Origin of the sequence: Actinomadura sp. 6N118 (assembly GCF_044326415.1) — a bacterium.
Taxonomy (GTDB): domain Bacteria; phylum Actinomycetota; class Actinomycetes; order Streptosporangiales; family Streptosporangiaceae; genus Spirillospora.
The window spans coordinates 309722-331703 of record NZ_JBIRAZ010000009.1 but is presented as its reverse complement, the minus strand read 5'-3'; the positions used below and the strand labels follow the sequence as shown (position 1 = coordinate 331703).

The 21982-nt window shown below is 71.2% G+C and carries 17 protein-coding genes and 1 other RNA gene; 6 read left to right on the top strand and 12 right to left on the bottom strand.

Features of this window, described 5'->3' with window-relative positions; genetic code table 11:
* Nucleotides 1–72 precede the first annotated feature (72 nt).
* A complete protein-coding gene (locus ACH34W_RS25025; RefSeq protein WP_395963447.1) occupies nucleotides 73–2361 on the top strand; it encodes a SulP family inorganic anion transporter in 2289 nt (762 codons plus the stop codon).
* Between the two features lie 246 nt (nucleotides 2362–2607).
* Here the strand turns inward: ACH34W_RS25025 and ACH34W_RS25020 are convergent, their stop codons facing one another.
* Nucleotides 2608–2859 (bottom strand): hypothetical protein, encoded by a 252-nt coding sequence (locus ACH34W_RS25020; protein ID WP_395963446.1) that lies wholly within the window; start codon nucleotides 2857–2859, stop codon nucleotides 2608–2610.
* A 215-nt stretch (nucleotides 2860–3074) separates the two neighbouring features.
* On the bottom strand, nucleotides 3075–5243 hold the full coding sequence (locus tag ACH34W_RS25015; protein WP_395963445.1) for an MMPL family transporter: 2169 nt from the start codon (nucleotides 5241–5243) through the stop codon (nucleotides 3075–3077).
* Between the two features lie 186 nt (nucleotides 5244–5429).
* Here ACH34W_RS25015 and ACH34W_RS25010 point away from each other — a divergent pair, with 186 nt between their 5' ends.
* Complete coding sequence (locus ACH34W_RS25010) at nucleotides 5430–6560, top strand: sensor histidine kinase (RefSeq protein ID WP_395963444.1); 1131 nt, start codon at nucleotides 5430–5432, stop codon at nucleotides 6558–6560.
* Nucleotides 6557–7219, top strand: coding sequence for a response regulator (locus ACH34W_RS25005; RefSeq protein ID WP_395963443.1), 663 nt, complete (start codon nucleotides 6557–6559; stop codon nucleotides 7217–7219). The genes ACH34W_RS25010 and ACH34W_RS25005 overlap by 4 nt, the downstream gene beginning before the upstream one ends.
* An 11-nt stretch (nucleotides 7220–7230) precedes the next feature.
* Here ACH34W_RS25005 and rnpB read toward each other — a convergent pair.
* The 4 genes from rnpB to ACH34W_RS24985 all read right to left on the bottom strand — a co-directional run bounded on the left by rnpB (nucleotide 7231) and on the right by ACH34W_RS24985 (nucleotide 10443).
* An RNA gene (gene rnpB, locus ACH34W_RS25000) (RNase P RNA component class A) lies at nucleotides 7231–7633 on the bottom strand.
* Nucleotides 7634–7724: 91 nt separating this feature from the next.
* On the bottom strand, nucleotides 7725–8834 hold the full coding sequence (locus ACH34W_RS24995; protein ID WP_395963442.1) for a bifunctional RNase H/acid phosphatase: 1110 nt from the start codon (nucleotides 8832–8834) through the stop codon (nucleotides 7725–7727).
* Between the two features lie 2 nt (nucleotides 8835–8836).
* Nucleotides 8837–9580 carry a zinc ribbon domain-containing protein gene (locus ACH34W_RS24990; protein WP_395963441.1) on the bottom strand — a complete coding sequence of 248 codons (744 nt, stop codon included), beginning with the start codon at nucleotides 9578–9580 and terminating at the stop codon, nucleotides 8837–8839.
* Nucleotides 9577–10443: a Nif3-like dinuclear metal center hexameric protein gene (locus tag ACH34W_RS24985; protein WP_395963440.1), complete on the bottom strand. Its 867-nt coding sequence runs from the start codon at nucleotides 10441–10443 to the stop codon at nucleotides 9577–9579. The genes ACH34W_RS24990 and ACH34W_RS24985 overlap by 4 nt, the downstream gene beginning before the upstream one ends.
* Nucleotides 10444–10563: 120 nt before the next feature.
* Here ACH34W_RS24985 and ACH34W_RS24980 point away from each other — a divergent pair, with 120 nt between their 5' ends.
* The 3 genes from ACH34W_RS24980 (at nucleotide 10564) to ACH34W_RS24970 (ending at nucleotide 11964) form a co-directional block, all read left to right on the top strand.
* Complete coding sequence (locus ACH34W_RS24980) at nucleotides 10564–11088, top strand: pyridoxamine 5'-phosphate oxidase family protein (protein WP_395963439.1); 525 nt, start codon at nucleotides 10564–10566, stop codon at nucleotides 11086–11088.
* A gap of 91 nt (nucleotides 11089–11179) precedes the next feature.
* Nucleotides 11180–11485, top strand: a complete 306-nt coding sequence (locus ACH34W_RS24975; protein ID WP_395963438.1) for a DUF6191 domain-containing protein — start codon at nucleotides 11180–11182, stop codon at nucleotides 11483–11485.
* An 80-nt stretch (nucleotides 11486–11565) separates the two neighbouring features.
* On the top strand, nucleotides 11566–11964 hold the full coding sequence (locus ACH34W_RS24970; RefSeq protein WP_395963436.1) for a hypothetical protein: 399 nt from the start codon (nucleotides 11566–11568) through the stop codon (nucleotides 11962–11964).
* Between the two features lie 20 nt (nucleotides 11965–11984).
* Here the strand turns inward: ACH34W_RS24970 and ACH34W_RS24965 are convergent, their stop codons facing one another.
* Genes ACH34W_RS24965 through ACH34W_RS24940 form a run of 6 tightly spaced genes read right to left on the bottom strand, consistent with a single transcriptional unit; the run spans nucleotide 11985 to nucleotide 21943 of the window.
* The gene (locus ACH34W_RS24965; RefSeq protein ID WP_395963435.1) at nucleotides 11985–12983 is read right to left on the bottom strand and encodes a hypothetical protein; all 999 of its coding nucleotides are present in this window, start codon (nucleotides 12981–12983) and stop codon (nucleotides 11985–11987) included.
* Nucleotides 12980–14866, bottom strand: a complete 1887-nt coding sequence (locus ACH34W_RS24960) for a class I SAM-dependent methyltransferase (RefSeq protein WP_395963526.1) — start codon at nucleotides 14864–14866, stop codon at nucleotides 12980–12982. The genes ACH34W_RS24965 and ACH34W_RS24960 overlap by 4 nt, the downstream gene beginning before the upstream one ends.
* On the bottom strand, nucleotides 14866–16146 hold the full coding sequence (locus ACH34W_RS24955) for a glycosyltransferase (protein WP_395963434.1): 1281 nt from the start codon (nucleotides 16144–16146) through the stop codon (nucleotides 14866–14868). The genes ACH34W_RS24960 and ACH34W_RS24955 overlap by 1 nt, the downstream gene beginning before the upstream one ends.
* The gene (locus ACH34W_RS24950; RefSeq protein WP_395963433.1) at nucleotides 16143–16985 is read right to left on the bottom strand and encodes an alpha/beta fold hydrolase; all 843 of its coding nucleotides are present in this window, start codon (nucleotides 16983–16985) and stop codon (nucleotides 16143–16145) included. Before ACH34W_RS24950 ends, ACH34W_RS24955 begins: the two co-directional genes overlap by 4 nt.
* Nucleotides 16986–17021: 36 nt before the next feature.
* A complete protein-coding gene (locus ACH34W_RS24945) occupies nucleotides 17022–17348 on the bottom strand; it encodes an acyl carrier protein (RefSeq protein ID WP_395963432.1) in 327 nt (108 codons plus the stop codon).
* Nucleotides 17349–17350: 2 nt separating this feature from the next.
* The gene (locus ACH34W_RS24940) at nucleotides 17351–21943 is read right to left on the bottom strand and encodes a beta-ketoacyl synthase N-terminal-like domain-containing protein (RefSeq protein WP_395963431.1); all 4593 of its coding nucleotides are present in this window, start codon (nucleotides 21941–21943) and stop codon (nucleotides 17351–17353) included.
* Nucleotides 21944–21982 lie beyond the last annotated feature (39 nt).

Below are 21982 nucleotides of genomic sequence, written 5' to 3'. Positions count from 1 at the left end.
GTCATCCCGGGCGGACATGATCCAGCTCGTGATTGCATACTATGCGTGACGTTCAAGACACTCAACGTATCCATGCTTCGACGGGACCTTCCCGCCTCGTTCGTCGTCTTCCTCGTCGCGATCCCGCTGTCTCTGGGTATCGCGGTGGCCTCCGGGGCACCGATCGCCGCCGGACTGATCGCCGCGATCGTGGGCGGTGTCGTGGCGGGGCTGCTGGGCGGTTCGCCACTGCAGGTCAGCGGACCCGCGGCGGGACTCACGGTGATCGTGGCCTCGCTCGTCCAGACCTACGGCTGGCGTGCGACCTGCACGATCACGGCACTGGCGGGGCTGCTCCAACTGGCCCTCGGCGCCGCCAAGGTGGCACGGACGGCGCTGGCCGTCTCCCCCGCCGTCGTCCACGGCATGCTGGCCGGAGTCGGCGTCGTGCTCGTTCTGGCGCAGGTGCACGTCGTCCTGGGCGGAAGGTCCCAGCATTCACCGCTGAGCAACGTACGGGAGCTTCCCGGGCAGCTGATCTCGTCCCACTCCCACACGGTCATGCTCGGCCTGCTCACCATCGCCGTCCTCCTCGCCTGGGAACGGCTCCCCAAGGGCGTGAACGGCACCGGCACGGCGTTGCACTGGATCCCCGCGCCGCTTCCCGCCATCGCCCTCGCCACGCTGACGTCGTGGGTGCTCGGCTGGGAGACGGCACGCGTCGACCTGCCGGACACCCTGCTGGGCGACTGGCAGGCGCCCGCACTGCCCCATGGCCGCCTGCCCGAGATCGTGGGAGCGGTCGTCTCGGTCGCCGTGGTCGCGGCCGTCGAGTCGTTGCTGTGCAGCGTGGCCATCGACCGGGCCCGGCCGCAGGGCGTACCGCGAGCCGACCTCGACCGCGAACTCCTCGGCCAGGGCGCGGCGAACGCGGCGTCGGGCCTGCTGGGCGGCCTGCCCATCGCCGGCGTGATCGTACGGAGCACGGCGAACGTGGCGGCCGGAGCCCGGTCTCGTGCCTCCACGGTGATGCACGGGTTCTGGGTGCTCGTGCTGGCCCTGTCGTGCGGGCCGGTGATAGAGCAGGTGCCGCTGGCGGCCCTGGCCGCGCTCCTCGTCGTGCTCGGCGTCAAGATGATCGACACCGCCCGGGTCCGTGACCTTCGTCACCACCGCGAGGCGCCCGCCTACTTCGCGACCTTGATCGGAGTCGTGCTGCTGGGGCTCGGCGAGGGTGTCCTGCTCGGCATTGGGATCTCGGCCGTGATGGCCTTGCGGCGGCTCACGAGGTTGTCGGTCCGGGTCGAGCAGGCGCTCTCGATCCCGGCCCGGGTCTCGCCCGGATCCCCTGGCGGGAAGGGCCCTGCGGAGCAATGGCATGTGATCGTCGAGGGCACGCTGACGTTCCTCGGCGTGCCCAAGGTGACCAAGGTCCTGCAGCAGGTACCCGCCGGGGCAAGCGTCGATCTGGACCTGAACGTGGACTTCATGGACCACGCCGCGTTCGAGGCGATCCACGAGTGGCGGGTCGCCCACGAACGTCAGTGCGGCAGGGTCGACATAGATGAAGTTCACGAGGGTTGGTATGAAAGAGCTGTGACTGGGGATATGTCGCCGCCGCGTAAATCGTCCCCCAATGCCCGCTGGTGGGCACCATGGGCGAATCGACGGCGCCGCCACGAAACACCGGAACTCGACGCACCGGACGTGTCGCCGAGCGCCCTGCTGCTCGCCGGCGTCCGCGAATACCACGGCCGCACGGCCCGGCTGGTCAGGCCGATCATGGCCGAGCTGGCGTTCGAGCAGAAGCCCGAGCACCTGTTCATCACCTGCGTGGACTCGCGTGTGGTGCCCAACATCATCACCGCGAGCGGTCCCGGCGACCTGTTCATCAACCGGAACGTCGGCAACCTCGTCCCGCGCTTCGGCTCCCGCACCCAGGACGACTCGGTGGCCGCGACGGTCGAGTACGCCACCAACGTGCTCGACATCAGGACCATCACGATCTGCGGCCATTCCAACTGCGGCGCCATGGCGGCACTGCTCGCGGGCGGCACCGAGATCGACCACCTGCCGGCGCTGTCGCGGTGGCTGAAGCACGGCAACCACAGCCTCGCCAGGTTCCTGGCCACCGAGCCTGAGGACGGCGTGCCGCCGCTCACCCGGCTCTGCCAGATCAACGTGATCCAGCAGCTCGACAACCTGCTGACCTATCCCTGGCTGCGCAACCGCGTGGAGGCCGGGAAGCTCGAACTGGTCGGCCTGTATCTGGACCTGGAGTCCGCCGAGGTCAACGTCCTCGACCGCTCCACCCAGAGCTTCGTCCCCGTCCCGGACGAGGCCCCCGACGGCGACTCCGACAACGCCCGGGCCCTCACCTAGCAAAACGATCATGGGTCGTCCCCCGACAGGACGACCCATGATCACCCGGCCCACGGCACCCGCCACCGTGGAACCGTGCTCACCCCAAGCCCGACTCGCCGCGCCTGGCGCGCTCCTCTACCACCGTCTTGTGGTGTCCGGTCGTCCGCCCCGGCCCTCGTGGCGGCCGATTGCCCGACCCCGGCCTCGTGGCGGCCGGTTGCCCGCCGCTGGTCTTCCAGCGGCGGATCGGCCGCCATGGGGTCTTCAGCGACCGACGAGTTCGTTCTCGCCGGTCCTGTCCCCGTGTTCGATCCGGGTGTGGTAGCCCGTGTACTCGTCCCTGCGGGCGGTGTAGTCGTCGCGGATGTACATGCCTGCCACGCGGCGCGCCCACCGCGTCTGACCGGTCGCCGGAGCGTAAAGGGCGTCCCGTCGACTGGACCGCGAGAACGCGGCCACCAAGATCAGTGGCACCAGCAACCCGACGAGCGCGGCCACCGCGATCACGATGAACATCGGCGCTCCTCTCCGCGGGGCGTTCTTCCGGGGCCCCGCCGCCACCGCCGATCTCCCCCAAAGGCGATCAGCTTTACCTTGGACGTTAGAGGCGCGCTTTCCGCTCCTTTGTGTCGTGTGACCCGAAGCTACCGAGATGAGACCCACTTCCCGTTTTGGTGTGAACGAGGCGCGCAGGGGGAAGGGTAGATAAGTGGGCCTGGTGCCGGACGGTTTTAGACTCTGACCTCTTCCGGCAGTGAAGCCGAGGGCGCCTTTGGTGCGCGGCGGCCGGGCATCCACCAGTTGGCCTTGCCGCACAGTTCCATCACCGCGGGAACGAGAATCATCCGGACGATGGTGGCGTCGATGAGCACGGCGACGGCCATGCCCAGACCCCCCTGCTTGTTTGCTACGTCGGGGCCAAGCAGTGAGGTCATGAAGACGGCGATCATGATGGCGGCCGCAGCCGTGATGACCTTGGCGGTCCGCGCCAGCCCGCGGGTGACAGCGATGCGGGTGTCGCCGGTGCGCTCGTACTCCTCACGGACCCGCGAGATCAGGAAGACCTGGTAGTCCATGGACAGGCCGAACAGGAGCGGGAACATCATCATCGGTATCCAGATCGTGATCGGCATGTCGGTGGGGAATCCGAGGGCCGTGCCGAACCATCCCCACTGCACGACCGCGACGAGCACGCCGTAGGCGGCGCCGACCGACAGCAGGTTCATCACGGCGGCTTGCAGCGCGATCGTGACCGACCGGACCAGCGCGATCAGCAGCACCATGGACATCGCGATGACGACCGCGATCATCAGGGGCAGGCGCGAGCCGACCTCGTCGGCGACGTCGATCGCGCCGGCGTTCGGGCCGCCGACGTAGACGCCTTCGCCGCCGGGTGCCGTGGGCAGCACGTCATCGCGGAGCTTGCGCACCAGGTCCGTGGTCGCCTCGTCCTGGAATCCGGTCGTGGGGAAGGCCATAAAGGTGGCCGCCTGCCCGTCCTTGCTGACCCGCGGCTTTGTGGCGTAGGCGATGCCCTCGGTCTTGCTGACCGCTTCGACGACGGGATGCAGATCGGCGTCCCTGGAATCGACCTGGGTGGCGAAGATCAGGGGTGCGCCGTAGCCGGGACCGAAGCCCTCGGAAATGATCTTGTATGAGGTGTAGCTGCTCCTGTCGCGGGGCTGGACACTGGCGTCGGGCAGGCTCAGCCGCATCGACAGCGCGGGTGCGGCCAGCACCAGCAGAACCCCGCCGACCAAGAGCGCGGCGGCCAGCGGCCTGCGCTGCACCACGCCGGCCCAGCGCTCGGCGGGGGTACGGCGCTCCCGGGGCGGGGCGCTGATGGGCTCGGGCCGACCGGACGTGCGACGGGGCAGGCGCCACGAGTTGATCTTGTGGCCGGTGAAGCCCAGGAACGCCGGCAGCAGGGTCAGCGCGGCGATCATCGTCACCAGCACGATCACCGAGGTGGCGACGGCCACGCCGGTCATCAGCCGCTGTCCCATGATGACCAGGCCGAAAAGCGCGATAACGACGGTCGTTCCGGCGAACAACACCGCGCGACCTGCGGTCGCGATGGCCTTGACCGTGGCGCTCTCGGGCTCATCGCCGTCCTGCAGGCTGTCCTTGTAGCGGGTCACGATGAACAGTGCGTAGTCGATACCAACCCCGAGCCCGATCAACGCGGCGAAGGTCACCGTGAAATTCGGCGCGGGAACCACGTGCCCGACCAGCTTCATCAAGGCGATGCCGCCAAGGAGCGCCAGCAGCGCGGTCACGATCGGCAGGCCCATCGCCACCAGTGACCCGAAGGCGATGAACAAAATCACCGCTGCCGCCAGGACGCCCACGCTCTCGGCCGGACCCTGCGGAGGTGTCTCGGCCTTCTCTGCCCTTTCCCCGCCCAACCCCAGCGTCACGCCGTCACCGGAGGCTTCCTTGACCGTGGCCACCAGGGGTTTGACCTCGGCTTTCGTCACATCCTGGTCGGTCAGCGGGATGATCGTACGGGCGATGCGACGGTCCTCCGTCACCAGTGCCTTGTCCTGGTACGGCGAGGTCACCGGTCCTGTAATGGATGAGGCGTCCAGATCGGCGATGACCTTCTCGACCTTTTGCCGGGCGGCGGGGTCGTCGATTCCCTTTTCCGCCTTTATAGCGAGAGTGAGCGTGTCGCCCTGCTGCTCGGGAAAGTGCTTTTCGATCAGCTCCTGTGTCTTGGCCGATCCGGAATCTCCGCCAGAAAAGTCATTGTCGGAGTCGGCACCATAACCGAAGCCGGCGAACGCCACAATGATCACACCTGCGATCCAGGTCAGGAGGACCAAACGGCGGCGCCGGTAACAGAACCTGGCCAGTCCCGCCAGAATTCCATTCGTACGGGGAGTCTCGTTCTTCATGGCCCGATCCTGGCTGCCGGCAGCAATGCCGGTCGTCCCCCGGACGCATGCAATTAGCGCTACGGCTAATGGTGCACCCTGTTACCGCAGAAGCCGCAGGCTCCGCGAAAGTACTGCGTACGCGGTAGGCGCCTGCTCGTCCGTGAGCAGGAGTGGCACGCGCCAAGGCGCGGCTAAGGTGCGCATATGAGCACAGGACTGTCCGGCGTCTGGGCCAAGGCCAGAGGCTGGACGATCTCGGTCTGCGTGGCGGCGATTTTGCTGGTCACCGCGCTGGCCGAGGATCACCTCGCCACGGATTTCGACGTACTCGGCTACGCACTGGTGGTGGCGAGCGGCCTGGCACTGGCCGCAAGCCGCCGGGCCCCCGTTCCCGTCCTGGCCGTTACCGGACTGTGCGCGTTGAGCTATCAGGCGATGGGTTTCGACGTGCCTGCCGTCGCGTACCTGTTCGCGGTGTACGCCGCCGTACGCGCGGGACACCGGATCATCACGTTGGTAGCAAGCGTGGCCCTGCTGGCCACGCTCCCGCTCGCCGTCATGGCCTCTCCGGCGGACGGGTCCACGGCCGACGCGTTCGCACAGGCCCGAAGCGCCCTGGAGCTGGCCTGGCTGATCGCTGCCGCTGCCGCGGGTGAGGCGCTGCGGCAGGCCGAGCGGCGGGCGGACGAAGCCGAGCGCACCCGGGAGGAGACCGCTCGGCTGCGCGCGTCCGAGGAACGGCTGCACATCGCGCGCGAGCTGCACGATTCGCTCACCCACCAGATCTCGATCATCAAGGTGCAGGCCGGAGTCGCCGTCCACCTGGCCCGCAAGCGCGGCGAACACGTACCGGAGGCCCTGCTGGCGATCCAGGAGGCCAGCCGGGAGGCGACCCGGGAACTGCGAGCGACCCTGGAGACGCTGCGCGACGACGCCAGGATCCTGTCGCACGGGCTCGACCACGTCCCGGATCTGGTGAAACGGGCCCGTGGGACAGGCCTGAACACGACGCTGATGATCGAAGGACAACGGCACGACGTGCCGGCCGCGGTGGACCAGACCGCCTACCGGATCGTTCAGGAGTCGCTCACCAACACCGCCCGCCACGCCGCCGCCGCAACGGCGTCGATCCGGATCAGCTACCTTCCGGAAGCCCTCGCCATACAAGTCGACGACGACGGCAAGGCCATGCCGGGCACCGCCCCGGTGCCCGGCACCGGGCTGCTCGGAATGCGTGAGCGGGTCACCGCCCTCGGCGGCCGGCTGCGCGCGGAACCGCGCAGCGAGGGCGGCTTCAGCGTCCAGGCCGAGATCCCCGTGGGCCGGCCGTCGTGATCCGTGTCCTGCTGGTCGACGACCAGCCGCTCCTCAGGGGAGGTTTCCGGGCCCTGCTCGACGCCGAGGACGGCATCGAGGTGGTGGCCGAGGCCGCCAACGGCGAGGAGTGCCTCGCCCTTGCCAGGGAGCATCTGCCCGATATCGCGCTCATCGACATCCAGATGCCGGTCATGGACGGCATCGAGACGACCCGGCGCATCGCCGCGGACCCGGCCCTGGCCGGCGTGCACGTCGTCATCCTGACCAACTACGGCTTCGACGAGTACGTCTTCAACGCGCTGCGCGCCGGGGCCGCCGGATTCCTGGTCAAGGACATCGAGCCGGAGGACCTCCTTCACTCCGTACGCGTCGCCGCGCGCGGTGACGCCCTGCTCGCACCGTCGATCACCAGAAAGCTGATCAGCCGGTTCGTCTCCCAGCCGCTCAACCTGGCGACCGGCACGGGGCTGAAGGAGCTGACCAACCGCGAACGCGAGGCCGTCGCCCTGGTCGCGCAGGGCCTGTCCAACGACCAGATCGCCGACCGTATGGTGATCAGCCCGGTGACCGCGAAAACCCATGTCAACCGGGCCATGATGAAGCTCCACGCCCGCGACCGCGCCCAGCTCGTGGTGCTGGCCTACGAATCCGGCCTGGTAACCCCCAGAAACCCCTGATCACATAGCGGCGGACGAGTCGGCCTGTAAGCCGGGTTCTGTGTCCCGCCGCGCCTTGCGGCGGGCGGGCGACGGCCATCCATCTCGGACCGCCGTTGCCGACGGTCTCCAGCGATCTACCCGCAGGCTCGGGCGGGCAGCCCTCGAACGCCTGCGCGGAGAGCCTGTCGGCTCACCTTCTTGACCTTGCTCCAGGTGGGGTTTACCTAGCCGCCCACGTCACCGTGGGCGCTGGTGAGCTCTTACCTCACCGTTTCACCCTTACCACCGGCGAACCGGTGGCGGTCTGCTTTCTGTGGCACTGTCCCGCGGGTCACCCCGGGTCGGCGTTACCGACCACCTTGCCCTGTGGAGCCCGGACTTTCCTCGGCGGGAGACCCGGAGATCTCCCGACGCGGCCGTCCGGCCGGCTCGTCCGCCGTGCCTCAAAGGTTACCGCTTCAGGAGGGGTCGCCGAGGCTCCGGTCGGGTGCGGCCGTGCGGGCCGAGGGGTGTCCGCAAACGGTCAGTCCAGGAGGTGATGGGTGTCGTTGAACGCGCGGAGGCTGGCGGGGCCGTCGTCGTACCAGTGGATCGACGAGAGCGACGCCACGTCCAGCTGCATCCGGAAGAGCGCCGTCATCGGGGCGCCCAGCGCCTCCTTCACCAGGAGCTTGATGGGCGTCACGTGCGACACGACCAGCACGCTCTGGTGCCGGTAACGCACCTTGAGCTTGTCCAGCGCGGTCCGTACGCGGCGATCGGCCTCGGCGAGGCTCTCCCCGCCGGGCGGCGCCACGGACGGGTCGGCCAGCCAAGCCTTCAGCTCGGCAGGCCAGCGCTCACCGGCCTCACGGAACGTCAGGCCCTCCCACGAGCCGAAGTCGGTCTCGCGGAAGCCCTCCTCGACCCGTATCTCGGCGCCGGTCACCGCGGCGACCTCTGCGGCGGTATCGCGGCAGCGGCTCAGCGGGGAGGTCACGATCGCGTCGATCGCACGGCCCTTGAGCGCCATGGCCGCCGCCCGCGCCTGGGCCAGGCCGTTCTCGGTCAGCGGGAAGTCACCGATGCCGGCGAAGCGCTTCTCGACTGAGAGTGGTGTCTCGCCGTGCCGCAGCAGCAGGGTCGTGGTCGGCGTGGTCGTGGCCCCCGACCACGCGGGGGCCGCCACCTCAGGGGTGGGCGGCGGCTCCTCCTCTACTGTGCGGACCCAGTGTTCGCCGCGCGCCGCCGCGTCCATCGCCTCGTTCGCCAGGCGGTCGGCGTGCGCGTTGCGGTTGCGCGGGATCCAGGAGTAGGAGACCGAGCCCAGGCCGTTCGCCGCCTCCCGGGCCTCCAGGGCCAGCGGGATCATGTCCGGGTGCTTGATCTTCCAGCGGCCGGACATCTGCTCGACGACGAGCTTGGAGTCCATCCGCGCCTCGACCCGCGCGCCCGGGTCGACGGCCGCGGCGGCCCGCAGACCCGCGATCAGGCCGCGGTACTCGGCCACGTTGTTGGTGGCGTGCCCGACCGACTCCGCGACCTCGGCGAGCACCTCACCGGTGACCGCGTCGCGGACCAGCGCGCCGTATCCGGCAGGGCCGGGGTTGCCGCGCGATCCGCCGTCCGCCTCGACGACCAGTTTCCGGCCCACGCCTACAGACCCGACTCGGGGGTGCGGATGAGGATCCGGCGGCACTCCTCACAGCGGATGACCTCGTCGCCGTCGGCAGCGCGCATCCGGTTGAGGTCGACGGTGTTGAGCGCCAGGTGGCATCCCTGGCAGGCGCCCCGGTAGAGCTTCGCGGCGCCCACCCCGCCGAACTGCCCGCGCAGCTTCTCGTAGAGGGCCAGCAGGTCGTCCGGCAGGTCCTTGGCCACGGCGGTACGGGCCGTGCTGGTCATGCCGGTCTCTTCGTCGATCTTCTGCTGGGCCTCGTCGCGACGGGCTCCCGCGGCGGCCAGCTCCTCCTGGGCGGCGGCCTGCTCGGCACGCAGCGCCGAGACCTTGCCCTCGGCCTCCTCGCGGCGTTCCATGATCTCCAGTACGACCTCCTCGAGGTCGGACTGGCGGCGCTGCAGCGAGGCGATCTCCGCCTGCAGGCTGCTCAGGTCCTTGGCCGAGCTGACCTGCCCGGAGTCGAGCCGCTTCTGGTCACGGTCCGCCCGGCTCCGGACCTGGTCGACGTCCTGCTCGGCCTTCTTCTGCTCCCGGTCCAGGTCGCCGACCTCGGTGTCGGCCGCCACGATGGCGTCGCGCACCTCGGTCAGGCGGGCCTCGAGCCGTTGGATGCCGGCCAGCTCGGGCAGGGTGCGGCGGCGGTGCGCCAGCCGGTCGAGCGCGGTGTCGAGCTCCTGCAGGTCTATGAGGCGCAGCTGGGCTTCCGGTGCGGCTTTCACTTTGCTCCTTCGTAATGCAGGCTCCACGCGTCGGTGACGAGCGTGGACACCCGGGTCTTCACGTCCAGCGTGCGGGCCAGGCGCCGCTCCGCGTCGGCCAGCCAGGGCCACTCGGTCGCCCAGTGCGCCGCGTCGACGAGTGCCGGGCCGTCGTGCTCGGCGAACTCCGACGCGGGATGGTGCCGCAGGTCGGCGGTGAGGTAGACGTCCACTCCCGCCGCGCGGGCCGTGTCGAGCAGCGAGTCTCCCGCGCCGCCACAGACGGCGACCGTACGGATCGTACGGCCCGGATCCCCTGCGGCGCGCACACCCCACGCCGTTGCGGGCAACCCCGCGGCCGCGCGGGCGGTGAACTCGGCCAGCGTGATCGGCTCGGCCAGTTCGCCGATGCGTCCGAGGCCCCGGCCGCCGCCCTCACCGGGGGCGGCCTGCTCATGCCCGGGGGACGCCGGGCCGGCCGGCGACACGGCGCCGGGGGCCGGGACCATCGGGCGCAACGGCCCGGTCAGGCCCACGGCGCGCGCCAGGGCGTCGGACACGCCCGGGTCGGCCACGTCGGCATTGGTGTGGGCGGTGTAGAGCGCCATCCCGTTCGTGATCATCCGGTGGATCAGCCGGCCCTTGGGCGTGGTCGCGGCGACGCTGGTGACACCGCGCAGCAGGAGCGGGTGGTGGGTGACGACCAGGTCGGCGCCCCACTCCAGGGCCTCGTCCACGACGGCGGCCACGGGGTCCACCGCGAACAACACGCGGCCGACCTCCTGGCCCGGATCGCCGCAGACCAACCCGACGGCGTCCCATGACTCGGCCCAGGCCGGCGGGTAGAACTCCTCCAGGACCGCGGTGACTTCGGAGAGACGCACGCCCGCAGGCTACCGCTCCCGGAGGCCGCAGCCGAGTCACCGGCGGCGACCGACCGTGTCGGCGTCCGGAGCGAGTCTGGAACGATAGGAAGGGGAGAGCCAGACCGAGGGGAGATCGTCATGCCGGCTTCCGGCGCCATACCGGGAGTGGTTCCCACCATCAGCCGTCCGTACATGCCCGGTTACGGGATCGGCGGCCCGGCGGAGGGCACCGGCCTGCTGCCTTGGTCGTGGGCCGTGGAACGGCTGAACGCGACGCGCAACTTCTGGCTGAGCACGGTGTGGCCGGACGGCCGCCCGCACACCATGCCCGTCTGGGGCGTGTGGTCGGGGGAGGCGCTGTGGTTCAGCAGCAGTCTGTCCTCCCGCAAGATCAGCAATATCCGGGGCAACGAGATCGTCACGATGGCCACCGAAGATGCCGAGAATCCCGTGGTCGTGCAGGGTCGCGCCGAGATCGTCACCGAGCCCGACCGGCTGCAGCGGTTCATCGACATGGTCAACGGCAAGTACGACACCGGCTATCGTGTGGACTTCCTGGACCCCGCCGTCAACGCGACGGTCGCCGTCTGGCCACAATGGGCGTTCGGGCTGCAACAGGGAGACTTCAGCGGTTCTCCCACCCGCTGGTCGTTCGCACCATGAGCGGCCAGGCGGGATCAATTCGGAGACTCATCGCGTTGGAGTGTGTGTGAAGTCACCCTTTCGCCGCCGTAAGCGTGTCAAGGGCCGCCCCATGGGGACGGCCCCCAAGGCCACGGAGCACGAGCCCGTGGACTGGCCGCAGGAGGGCACCGGCAAGTCGTCCCTGATGGGCGCGATCCGCGGCGACGGCGAGACCGGCGCCGGTTTCGGCGGCGGCATGTTCGAGGACCTGGCCTCGGCCTTCGAGGGCTCCAAGAAGGTCAAGATCGAGGAGCAGGAGCAGCAGAAGCTGCGCAAGGCCGACGACATGCTCCAGGCGGGCACGGGCGGCCGCGACAATCTCGACTCGGGCAAGATCCGGATCCGCCGCGCCCCCGACGAGGGCGAGCCGCAGTAGGAGGGGCCGGAGGGGCGGGATATGCATATGTGTCCGATATGTATCGAACATAGGTTCGAATCTCGGGTTATCGTAGGCGTGTGAGCACGTACGTCCCGCCCGGCTGGCCCGCGCAGGTGCACCCCCCGGGCACCGAACGCTTCGAGGACACGGCGATGACCTGGCTGCTCGAACTCGTCCCGCCGGAGTATCGCCGTTACGGAGTGCTGCGCCGCTATCCGATCGCACTGGCCCGCATGGCCCGCCACCATGTCAACGCCTCCATCGAGGCCGCCCGGGAGGGGTTCCGCACCGCCCGGGTCGAGCTCGCCGAGGCCGTCCCGCCGCACGGCATCGAGGCCGTCCTGGAGACCTACCGCCGCGAGGGCGGGCGCCTGGTCGCCCTCGCCTCGGCGATCGAACTCGTCGAGTCCGCCCTGCGCAGCCAGGAACTCCCCGACGACCCCGAATACCGCCGTCCCTTCACGCCCAAGCTCTGACCTCCTGGCCGGCCGGGAGGTCAAAGGGCGCGGGTGGCGTTGTGGGCAGCGGGGACCGCGGTCAGGAAGCGCGGTGGACGCCGGGCCTGGCCCGCCAGCCTCCTCGTGACCGCCGCCCGGATCTTGGGAACGGCGGCCATCGGGACCAGGGCCACCCCGCAGCGGCCGATGACCAGGCCGCCCAGCGCGCCCGCCGCGCGGGCCGCGTCGAGTGCCAGGTCCAGCAGGGCTTCGCCGCGCACGTGGGCCTCGGTGAGCAGGGCACCCAGCGCCGGGAAGTTCCCGGTGCGCAAGGCTGCTGCGGCACGTTCAGCAAGGTCTCCTGCCGGGTGTACGGGTGCCGCCGTGCCCGCGCCGGCGTCCACGCCGACGTCCATGATCAGGAGCCGCAGGCCCACGGCGGCCAGGTCGAACGGCAGGTGCTCGATCGTGTCTGAGACCAGAAGCGCACGCTTGGGACGGGCGTTCAGGGCAGCGGCGTACGACGGCGTGGGGTCGTACGCCCGGGCGTCCGCCGCGTACAACTCCCGAAGGCCCAGCTCGATGGCGCAGGCAGTCTCGGCGCCGGTGAGCAGTCCCATCTCACCCGGTAGCTCGCGGTTGATCAGCACGCGCGTTCCAGGCGCCCGCGTTCCAGGCGCCCGCGTTCCAGGGGCCCGCGTTCCAAGGCGGTCGTGCACGATGAGCGCGTTGACGGCGGTGAGCGCCCACTCCGGGACGGCGCCCGCGGCGAGCGCCGACGGCAACCCTCCGCAGCCGATCGAGAAGCTTTCGGTGTGGAGGCTCGTCGAGTAGAACGCGGCGGAGCCGTCATCGGTCGCGCCGAGCGCCACCATGACACCCCACGGCAGCGCGACCGCCAATGCGGGACTCCCGCCCAGCAGGGTCAGCCCGCCCGGCGCCCGCCACACCCCCGCGGGCGCGCTCCCGTAGGCCCGCTCGAAGACGTGCGCGGTGATCCGTACCTCTGGATCGACGGCCAGCTCAGCGACTGCGACCCCACCACCGACGTGGATCACCCTTCGTCCTTTCGTGCCAGTATCCGGTAGGCATTGCTCGTGCCCGGGACCAGCGGCAGCACCACCAGGTCGAGAACGACGGCCGCGGCAAGCAACGGCCCGGCACAGGCCGCCGCCAGCCCGCACCGCGCCCAGGCGGCGGCTGTCGGCGGCCAGGGCGCCCAGGGGCGGCGGGGATCGGGGGCGAGCGTCCGGAGCATGCCCAGCGCCGTCCGCGTCAGGTCGTAACGCTGGTGCGCGCGGCGCCGCCGCCTGGCCACGACCCGCAGCCCGCGCGCGCCGAGCGCCGCCTCCAGGTTGCCGATCGGGATCAGGTGCCGGTGCCGGGGCTGTGTCCAGGGCGTCCACCAGCGGCCGCACGCCTTCCCGGACAAGGACTCCGGGTCGGCCAGCTCGATCAGCAGGTGCCCGCCGGGCATGAGGACCTTGGCCGCGGCGTCCAGTTCGGCGAGCGGGTCGGCGGCGTGTTCGAGGTAGCGGTGCATGCTGACGACGTCGTACCGCCCGAACAGCTCGTCCATCAGCTCGATGAATCGCCCCCGGTAGGCCCGCCGCAGCCAGCCCCGCCGCACGCCCTCCTCCGCCCCGGCTCCCGCCCGGGCATCCAGCCCGTCGAACTCGGTGTCCGAGAGCACGGTGCGAGCGGTACGGCAGAAATGCCCATGCCCACTGCCCACGTCCAGCCACGTACGCGGCCGAGACCTGACGTGGGCCGCCACAAGTTTTGCGCGCGCTCGGTGGAGCTTCGTCCGGCCAGCCAAGATCCGTTCGCCCGCCGCGCCACCGGGGCTGTCCGGCAAGTCACGGTCGTAGAAATCCAGCCCGGCGGCGTTCAGCGCGGGGTTCTGGAAGATGTGCCCGCAGTCGCCGCACCGTTCCAGCCTGAAGCTTCCCGGCTTGCCCTGAGGAACGTCCCCGCTGGTCAGCAGCTTCCGGAACGCGAGCGACCCACACCACGGGCAGTCGTCACGAAGGGGTTCGAGAAACCGGGCCACGCCCTGGGCGATCTGGTTCCCGTACCACGCACGCGTCTCCCGTTCGCGCTCGGCGACGCGCCGCTCCCAGCCCGTCTGCGGACTGGTGAGCGTCTTCCAGCACTGCAGGGGTGTCTCGATGACGCGCAGGAGCGCTGACCGATGCAGATCCCGTGGTGAGAGCACGGATCCTGCGAAGACGATGTAGGGCACGGCGCTGTACGCGGCCACCGCGAGCATCCCCCACCAGAGGTCGGCCACCAGCGCCAGCCCGACCAAGCCGTACCCCAGCAACAAGCCGGTGATCCGACGCGGTACCGAGATCCCGAGCCCGCGCAGCCAGGCCCGCCGCCCGTCGCTCACCGGCAGCCGCGGCGTCGTGCGGCACGGCACGACGACCATGGCCGCGCCGGCCCCGGCTCCTTCGAGGGGAAGCAGCGCGTACTGCCGCAGGCACGCGGTGGCTGCGCCGAAGTCGCCCGGTTCCATCGACCCGGCGCGAACGCCAGCCCGGGCGAGCACATCGTCACAGACGAGAGTCGCGAATCCGGCTCCGCGACCTGGCGCAGCCGGATCGGTCCGGTATCGGCGGGGATCGACGTCCCGAGCGAGGTCGAGCGCGCGCTCCACGGGCAGGTCAGCCGGGATCAGGTCGAGGACCTGCAGGTCACCCGCAAACGCGTGGTTGAACGCGGCGCGGCGCAGCTGCCCTGAAACGACACCGCCCTTCGCCGTGATCAGCTGGTACGCGTCATCCGGCACAGCGTGGCCGCCGGTGTGACGGTCGATGTGGCCATCGGTGTGGCCGTTCCCGGTGGGCACGTCCATGCGGCGCAGCCCGCCCAGCCGTCGCCGCAGACGAACCGCGTTGGCGGTCACCCCGGCGGCGACCAGCAGGGAGATGAGCATCACGCCAGCTTCTCCAGACGTTCGGCCGCCTGGGCCGCGCCCCCGGCGGCGGTGAAGGAATCCTTGATCCGCCCGGCCGCGGACCGGTAGCTCTCGTCGGCCAGCACCGTGCCGAGCGCGTCGCGCAACTCCGCCGCCTGGACGCGGGTGAACCGGACCGTCACGCCCGCACCGGCCTCCTCGACCTGGCGGGCGATGATCGGCTGGTCGTCCCTGATCGGCGCGACCACCAGTGGCAGGCCGTTCGCGAGCGTCTCGCAGACCGTGTTGTGGCCGCCGTGCGACACGACCGCCGACATCCGCTCCAGGAGCGGCAGCTGCGGCACGTGGTCGCGGACCAGCACGTTCGGTGGCGGATCGGCGACCATGCCCGCGGGCGCGACGAAGACCGCCTGCAGATCCATGTCCCGCACCGCGTCGGCGGCGACCTGGAAGAACCGCGCCCCCGCCGCGCCGTTGACCGTCCCCAGCGAAACGAGCACGGCCGGGCGCCCGCCGGTCTCCAGCCACTCCCAGGGGAAATCGCCCCGCTGCGGGCGTCCCAGCGCGGGCCCCACGAATGCGAAGTGCTCCGGGAAGAACGAGACGTCCCCGATCAGCGCGCCCGTGGAGAACGCCAGCACCAGATGGTCGGAGAACCGCAGGTCGAGCAGGTCCTGGATGCCGTAGTGCAGCTGGAACTCGCCGATCTGGTCGCGTACCCACTCCTCGACCAGCGGCATCCCCGCCAGCGGCCGGGTGAATTCAGCGGACGTGGTCGCCGAGGTGACCCACGGCAGCCCGCTCAGCCGTGCCGCGACCGGCGCCGACAACACCTGCTGGTCGGAGATCACCACATCCGGCCGGAACCTGCCAATCGCCGCCTCGACGCCCGGCATCATCGAGTGCCCGAGCGGGACGATGAACTCCTCCCAGAGGAACTTCAACGCCGCTGGGCCGCGCAGGCTCGGGCGCTCCTCCCTGTCTGCCCGCAGCCGTGCCGTGAACGCCTCACTCACGGCCGGGTAGACGCGCGAGCCCGGCGGCAGGAGCGGTTCGAGGCTGCCGGGGTGCCCCACCCAGGCAACGCGGTGCCCGCGCTTGACGAGCTCGGCCGCCACCGCGACGGTCGGGTTGGTGTGCCCTGTCAGAGGCGGCACGGCGAAGAGGAACCGGCGCGGCGTGATCTCCACCGAGCTGCCGTCCTCGGCACCGGCGGCCGCCGTCGTCCGGCCGAGCAGCGGCGGGACCTGTACGCGGCGCGACGTCGCCGAGCGTCCTTTACGCGACCGTCCGATCACAGCGCACCCCCTGCTGCCGCCGCCACGATCGGAACGCGCGTGCCGGCGTGATGCGCCAGCCACGGCAGCATCACTCCCAGTAGCTCCGCAGTCCCCTCCCGGAGCACTGTGTGCGCGTGACCAGCCATGATGTGGAGCGTGCAGTCCGGTACGGAGCGCAGGAGAAGCGTGCCGGCGTCCACGATGTCCGAGTGCTCCCCGTAGACGGCCAGCACCGGGCAGTCCACGGCGGCCAGGTCGGCGGGCCGGACGGGCTCGACCGCGGCAAGGTCATCGAGCAGGCTGGTCCCGTTGATGAGCGCGTCGGCGGTGCGCGCCTGCCTGCCGCGCTGCCGCCAGCCGATCGCCAGCAACTGGTCGGCGAGCCGCTCGTACTCCAGGGCGAGCGCCGACTTGCCGAGGGTGTTGAGCATGTTCTCGGTCCACTCGCCGGCGCGCTCGGCCGGGCCGTACGACTCGATCATGACCAGCCCGGCGATCCGTTCGGGCCGGGCGAGCGCCGCGTTCAGCGCGACGACCCCGCCGAAGCTGTTGGAGACCAGGTAGACCGGCTGCCGATGGCCGAGGACGTCCAGGACGCCGAAGAGGTCCGCGACCGCGTCGGCCGCGCTGTAACCGGCCGGGGTCCGCTCGGTGAGGCCGTGGCCGCGCAGGTCGTACAGCACGGCGCGGGCTCCGGCCGCCGACACCGGCCCGGCCAGCGTGTAGTAGAAGCTCGACAGGTTGTCCACGACCAGCCCGTGGACGAACACCACCACGGGCGGGTCGGACACGGCGTCCCGCGGGGGGTCCATCGTCTGGACATGGAACCGGATCCCGCGTGCGGTCACCTCAGGCATGAGCGTCCTCCAGGAAGTCCTTCAGCTTCAGCGGGTTCAGACGCCGGCGGGTCGCAGGCGTGATTCGACGTGCCGCACCAGGTCGCCGACCGTCATCCGCATGATCTGGTCCAGGTCCATGCCGGCGATGAACGCGGCGAATTCGACCTGCTCGCCGTAGCGCTGCTGCAGCTTCTCCGCCAGCGCGACGAACTCGATGCTCTCCAGGGCGAGGTCTTCGTTGAACGTGGTGTCCAGGCCCACTTCCAGATCGAGCAGGAAATCCTCGCCGACCACGTCGACCAGCATCCCGACGACCTCCTTGAGGACGTCGGCGCCGCTGATCATGTCCGTGCCGATGTTCGTGCTCATGTTCGTGCTCATGGTCATGCCTCCGTGTTCTCGGCCGCGGAGTCCCTGCTCTGCGACGTGACGGTCCAGGTCACGACGTGCCCGTCCAGGAGCCGGGTCGCGACGGCCGTCAGCGAGTCCGGCGCGGCCACCAGCAGGCGGTCGGCGGCGGCATCGGTGACGACGAGGTCCCTGATCCCGGCGGTGTCGCCGGGCACGGCATCCTTGGCGGCGCCATTGGCGGCGGTCTTGGCGGCGGCCTCGCGCGCCGCAGCGGCACGTTTGGCGGCCAGCAGCCGGGCGATCTCCGTGGCGGGATCGCCGGGCAGCCGCCGCACCAACGCCAGCTCGCTCTCGCACAACGTGTTGTGATCGGCCGGGCCCGGTGGCAGTCCGTGCACCCGCCCCGCCAAGCCCTCGACGATCGGCGTGACGTCGATGCCCGCGGGCTCGGAGGCGGGCCGGACGAGCGCCACCCCCAGCTCCTCGGTCTGCGCGATCGACAACGCCACCGGCAGGTCGAAGGGGCCTGCGGCCTCGGGCCGCCCTGCCCTGTCCACGCGAACGGTCACCTCCGCCGGGAACAGCGGCCCGTGCCCCCGTCCCCACAGCCAGTGCCGCACGGCGTCCTTGGCCGCGATCCGGCCCAGCAGCCACGGCCCCTGCTCGCGCGGCGTGAGGGCCTGGTACTCGGCCCGTTCGGCGGCGCACAGGTACTGCCGCATCAGCAGATCGCGCGACGCCGTGCCGTCCCAGCGTTTGCGCGCCAGGCACCAGTCACCGGCCTGCGGCTCGCCGATCGCCGAGAACTCGGGGGTGAGCCTCATCCGCCACACCGGCTCGTCGGTGAAGAAGCGGCGCGTCGTCCAGCCTTCGACCCGGCCCCACACCGTGCCGTCCCTGCGGACCATCTCGGCGTCGCACCTGATCGTCGTGTCGGAGATGGTCCGGTTCCGGACGGTGACGTCGAGCCGCTCCCCCTCCGGCGGCAGCGGGGCGTACCAGGACACCCGCTCGATGCCGACCGGGAAGACGGTCTGATCCTTCTCCCCGTACACCTGGATCCAGTGGCCGCACAGATGCCCGGCGCTGTCCATGAGCGCACCCGGCGTGGGCAACGACCTCAGGGCGGCGCGCAGGCCGTCGCGGGCGAGTGCCGAGATCTCGCTGACACCTCGGTAGAGCGGTCCGTGGAACATCCAGCGCTCGGCGTAGAACTGCTCGGCGCTCACCTCCGGCGGCTCCTCGGCGGTGAGTGGCGTACGGTCCGGAGCGGGCGGCATCGGGTAGTTCACGGCGAGCAGGACGGTCCCCTCGGTGTGGCCCTTGATGACCACCCTCACCCGGCGAACGCCAATGTCGCCGGCGATACCAGAGGTGCCCGACGTGCCGGGAAGGCCGGGAGTGCCGGGAAGGCCGGGGATGCCAAGGCCTCCGGGGTCGGCGAGGGTCGCCTGGATGTCGGCGGTGGTCGGCGGGTCGGCGATGACCCACCGGATGGCCCGCACGTCCTCGAAGCCGATCACCACCAGCTCGGGGAAGAGCTCCCGCGCCGTCTCGGCCATCACTTCGAGCAGGGTGGTCAGCGGCACGACCGGGAACCGGTCCGACGCCTCCGGCCAGTCCGCGGGCTGCGGGATCACGCAGTGGTCGATGACGTACGGCATGGATTCGAGCGAGAACACACGCGAGGTGGTCAGCTCGGTCACCTGCGGCCTCGGTTCCGCCGCCGCAGGCTGTCCGCCGCCGGTGTGCAGCGCGTCGAGGACGATCTGAGCGCTCTCGGTGGCGTCGCGGAGCAGCGCGTCCAGCTCGGCCATGACCGGCCCGGCGCCGGCCAGTCGCGACCGGTCCGGCGGGAAGGGGCCCGCGCCGGGTCCCGTCCCGGGGCTCGCGCTGACGTTCAGCGGCGGCACGGCGCCGTCCAGCCGGACGAGCGGCGTGCCGAGGTTCAAACGCATCCCGCTGCCGTGACCGGCGCCCAGCCGGCTGGACCTCTCGTCCTGCGGCGCGGTTCCGTAGCCCTCCGCCCACAACGCCGCGACGACCCGTTCGAGCTGGGCGAGGCCTGTCCGCTGAGGGGTGTTGACCGCCAGGGCGAGGTGATCGCGGTCGCCGAGGCGGTCGCCCACGAATCCGGTCAGGCTGCCCGGCCCGACCTGGACGAACGCGCGCACGCCGACCCCGTACAACTCCTCGATGAGCTCGCTGAACCGGACCGGTTCCAGCAGGTGGCGCACCACGAGCCCGCGCACCTCGTCCGCCCCGGAGGGGAACGGCGCGGCCGTGGTCCCCGACCACAGCGGCACGCGCGGCGCGCGGATCGGCAACACCTCGAACGAACGCTGCACCGGCCCCAGATAGGTCTCGGCCATCGGCGTGTGGAAGCCAGATCGGAACGGCAGCTCCTGGCCCAGCACCCCCTCGGCACCAAGTCTGGCCAGCACCTCGCGTACCGCCTCCGGCGGCCCGCAGATCACAGACTGGTGCGGGCAGTTGTCGTGGCTGATCACGACCTCGGGACTCGTGCCGATGGCCTCCAGGGCCCGGTCGGCACCGCAGCCCAGCGCGGCGTACGCGACGTCCGGGACGTCGAGCGCGGTGCGGTCGAGGGCCGCCAGGTACGCCTCGGCCGCGTTCGCCGGATACATGCCCGAGGCGATCATCGCCGTCCACTCGCCGAGGCTGTGCCCGGCGGCCACGTCCGGCTCGATGCCGAGCTCGCCCAGCACGTCCGACAACAACCGGCCGACGGCGATGACGTCCGCCGCGTGCCCGAGCAGGTCGGTCCGCCCGGTCAGCTCGGGCCGCGCCATCCCGAAGTGGTCGGCGACGTCGTCCACGCGCGGCTCGAAGGTGGGCTCGAACCCCGGGAAGAGGAACGCCACCTTGCCGCCCGCCGCGAGCAGCGGCCGCGGCGTGAACCAGATGTCGCTCCGGCCCCGCCACGGCGTACCCCGGAGCACGATCGCCCGGGCCAGGTCCACCCGCCGGGCGGTCGGCTCCACGATCGCCAGGCGGCAGGGCAGGTCCAGGGGCGGCTCGCCCTTCGCCGCGATCGCCATCAGTTCGTCGTCCGGCCGTTCGAGGAGCCGGGCGAGTTCCTCGTCCGTCCGGGCCGCAAGCCGCAGCACCCCGGCGCCGCCGCCGTCCGCCTCACGCGGCGAGACGACCATGCGCAGCCGCTCCGGCTCGTTCGCGCGGGTGGCGGGCCGCACGTGCGCGGGCGGCTCTTCGAGGATCACATGGGCATTGGCGCCGCCGAAGCCGAAGGCGTTGACGACGGCACGGCGCGGCACACCCGCGGCGGGCCGTTCCCACGTGGCCGACTCGCGGACGGGCCGGAGCCGGGTGCCCGCAAGCGCCGGATGCGGCTCCTCGATGTTCAGGGTCGGCGGCAGCACGCCGTCGCGCAGCGCGCAGGCCGCCTTGATCAGGCCCGCGATGCCGCCGGCGGTCATGGCGTGGCCGATCATCGATTTCACGGCGCTGAGCGCGAGGGGCGGCCCGGCCGCCCCGAAGACCCGGCGCAGCGTCTCCAGCTCCGCCTCGTCGCCCGCCGGGGTGGCGGTGCCGTGCGCCTCGACCAGGCCGAGCGCGTCCGGCGCCGACGGGTCGAGGCCGGCGTCCCGCCAGGCACGCTCAACGGCGAGCACCTGGCCCTCGACGACCGGGCTCATGATGCTGCCGGCCCGGCCGTCGCTGGACGACCCGACGCCGCGGATGACGGCGTGGACGCGGTCGCCCGCGCGTTCGGCGTCCGACAGCCGCTTGAGCAGCACGACACCGGTGCCCTCCGACAGCAGCGTGCCGTCTGCGGACCGGTCGAACGGGCGGATCCGCTGGCTCGGGCTCAGCGCCCGCAGCTGGCTGAAGACGCTCCACACCGTCGCGTGGTGCGCGTGGTGCACCGCCCCGGCGAGCATCGCGTCGCACTGCCCCGAACGCAGGGCACGGACGGCATGCTCCACCGCCAGCAGCGAGGAGGCGCACGCGGCGTCCAGCGTGTACGCGGGGCCGCGCAGGTCGAAGCGGTTGGCGATCCGGGACGCCGCGAAATTGGGCACAAGCCCGATCGACGCGTCCGGGTTGTCCGGGCCGAGCCGTTCGCAGAACGCGTGCCGGATCCGTGCCAGCCGGTCGGCGCCGAGCCCCGGGACCAGCTCCATCAGCACGGACGTGAGCTGGTGCGCGGTGCGCACCCGCTGGTCGAAGCGGGCCACGCCCGGCGTGATGTAGCCGCCGCGGCCGATGACGACGCCGATCCGGGTCCGGTCCGGCAGCCGCCCGTCGCCGCCCGCGTCCGCGATCGCCTCGGCCGCGGTCCGCAGCGCGAGCAGCTGGTCGGGCTCCATGCCCGCCACCGCGGCGGGCATGATGCCGAACCGGGCCGGGTCGAACGTGGCCAGATCGTCCACGAACCCGCCGCGCCGGCAGTAGAAGCGGTCGCTCTCGGGTGGCCGCCCGTACGCCTCCGGGTCGTAGTACAGCGCCGGGTCCCAGCGGTGCGCCGGGACGTCGGTGATCGCGTCGATCCCGGCGCGGATGTTGCGCCACAGCTCCGCCGCCGACCCGGCACCGGGGAAGATCGCCCCGACGCCGACGATCGCGATCGGCTCAGTACTCATGGGCTCGCTCCGCTCGCCTTCACCGGTTCGCTCCGCTCA

Excerpts from the sequence above, each read along its gene's own strand:
- ACH34W_RS25025 (WP_395963447.1), top strand. The coding sequence starts at position 73 with ATGCTTCGACGGGACCTTCCCGCCTCGTTCGTCGTCTTCCTCGTCGCG.
- ACH34W_RS25020 (WP_395963446.1), bottom strand. The coding sequence starts at position 2,859 with ATGTTCATCGTGATCGCGGTGGCCGCGCTCGTCGGGTTGCTGGTGCCA.
- ACH34W_RS25015 (WP_395963445.1), bottom strand. The coding sequence starts at position 5,243 with ATGAAGAACGAGACTCCCCGTACGAATGGAATTCTGGCGGGACTGGCC.
- ACH34W_RS25010 (WP_395963444.1), top strand. The coding sequence starts at position 5,430 with ATGAGCACAGGACTGTCCGGCGTCTGGGCCAAGGCCAGAGGCTGGACG.
- ACH34W_RS24980 (WP_395963439.1), top strand. The coding sequence starts at position 10,564 with ATGCCGGCTTCCGGCGCCATACCGGGAGTGGTTCCCACCATCAGCCGT.
- ACH34W_RS24975 (WP_395963438.1), top strand. The coding sequence starts at position 11,180 with ATGGGGACGGCCCCCAAGGCCACGGAGCACGAGCCCGTGGACTGGCCG.
- ACH34W_RS24960 (WP_395963526.1), bottom strand. The coding sequence starts at position 14,866 with ATGCTCATCTCCCTGCTGGTCGCCGCCGGGGTGACCGCCAACGCGGTT.
- ACH34W_RS24950 (WP_395963433.1), bottom strand. The coding sequence starts at position 16,985 with ATGCCTGAGGTGACCGCACGCGGGATCCGGTTCCATGTCCAGACGATG.
- ACH34W_RS24945 (WP_395963432.1), bottom strand. The coding sequence starts at position 17,348 with ATGAGCACGAACATGAGCACGAACATCGGCACGGACATGATCAGCGGC.
- ACH34W_RS24940 (WP_395963431.1), bottom strand. The coding sequence starts at position 21,943 with ATGAGTACTGAGCCGATCGCGATCGTCGGCGTCGGGGCGATCTTCCCC.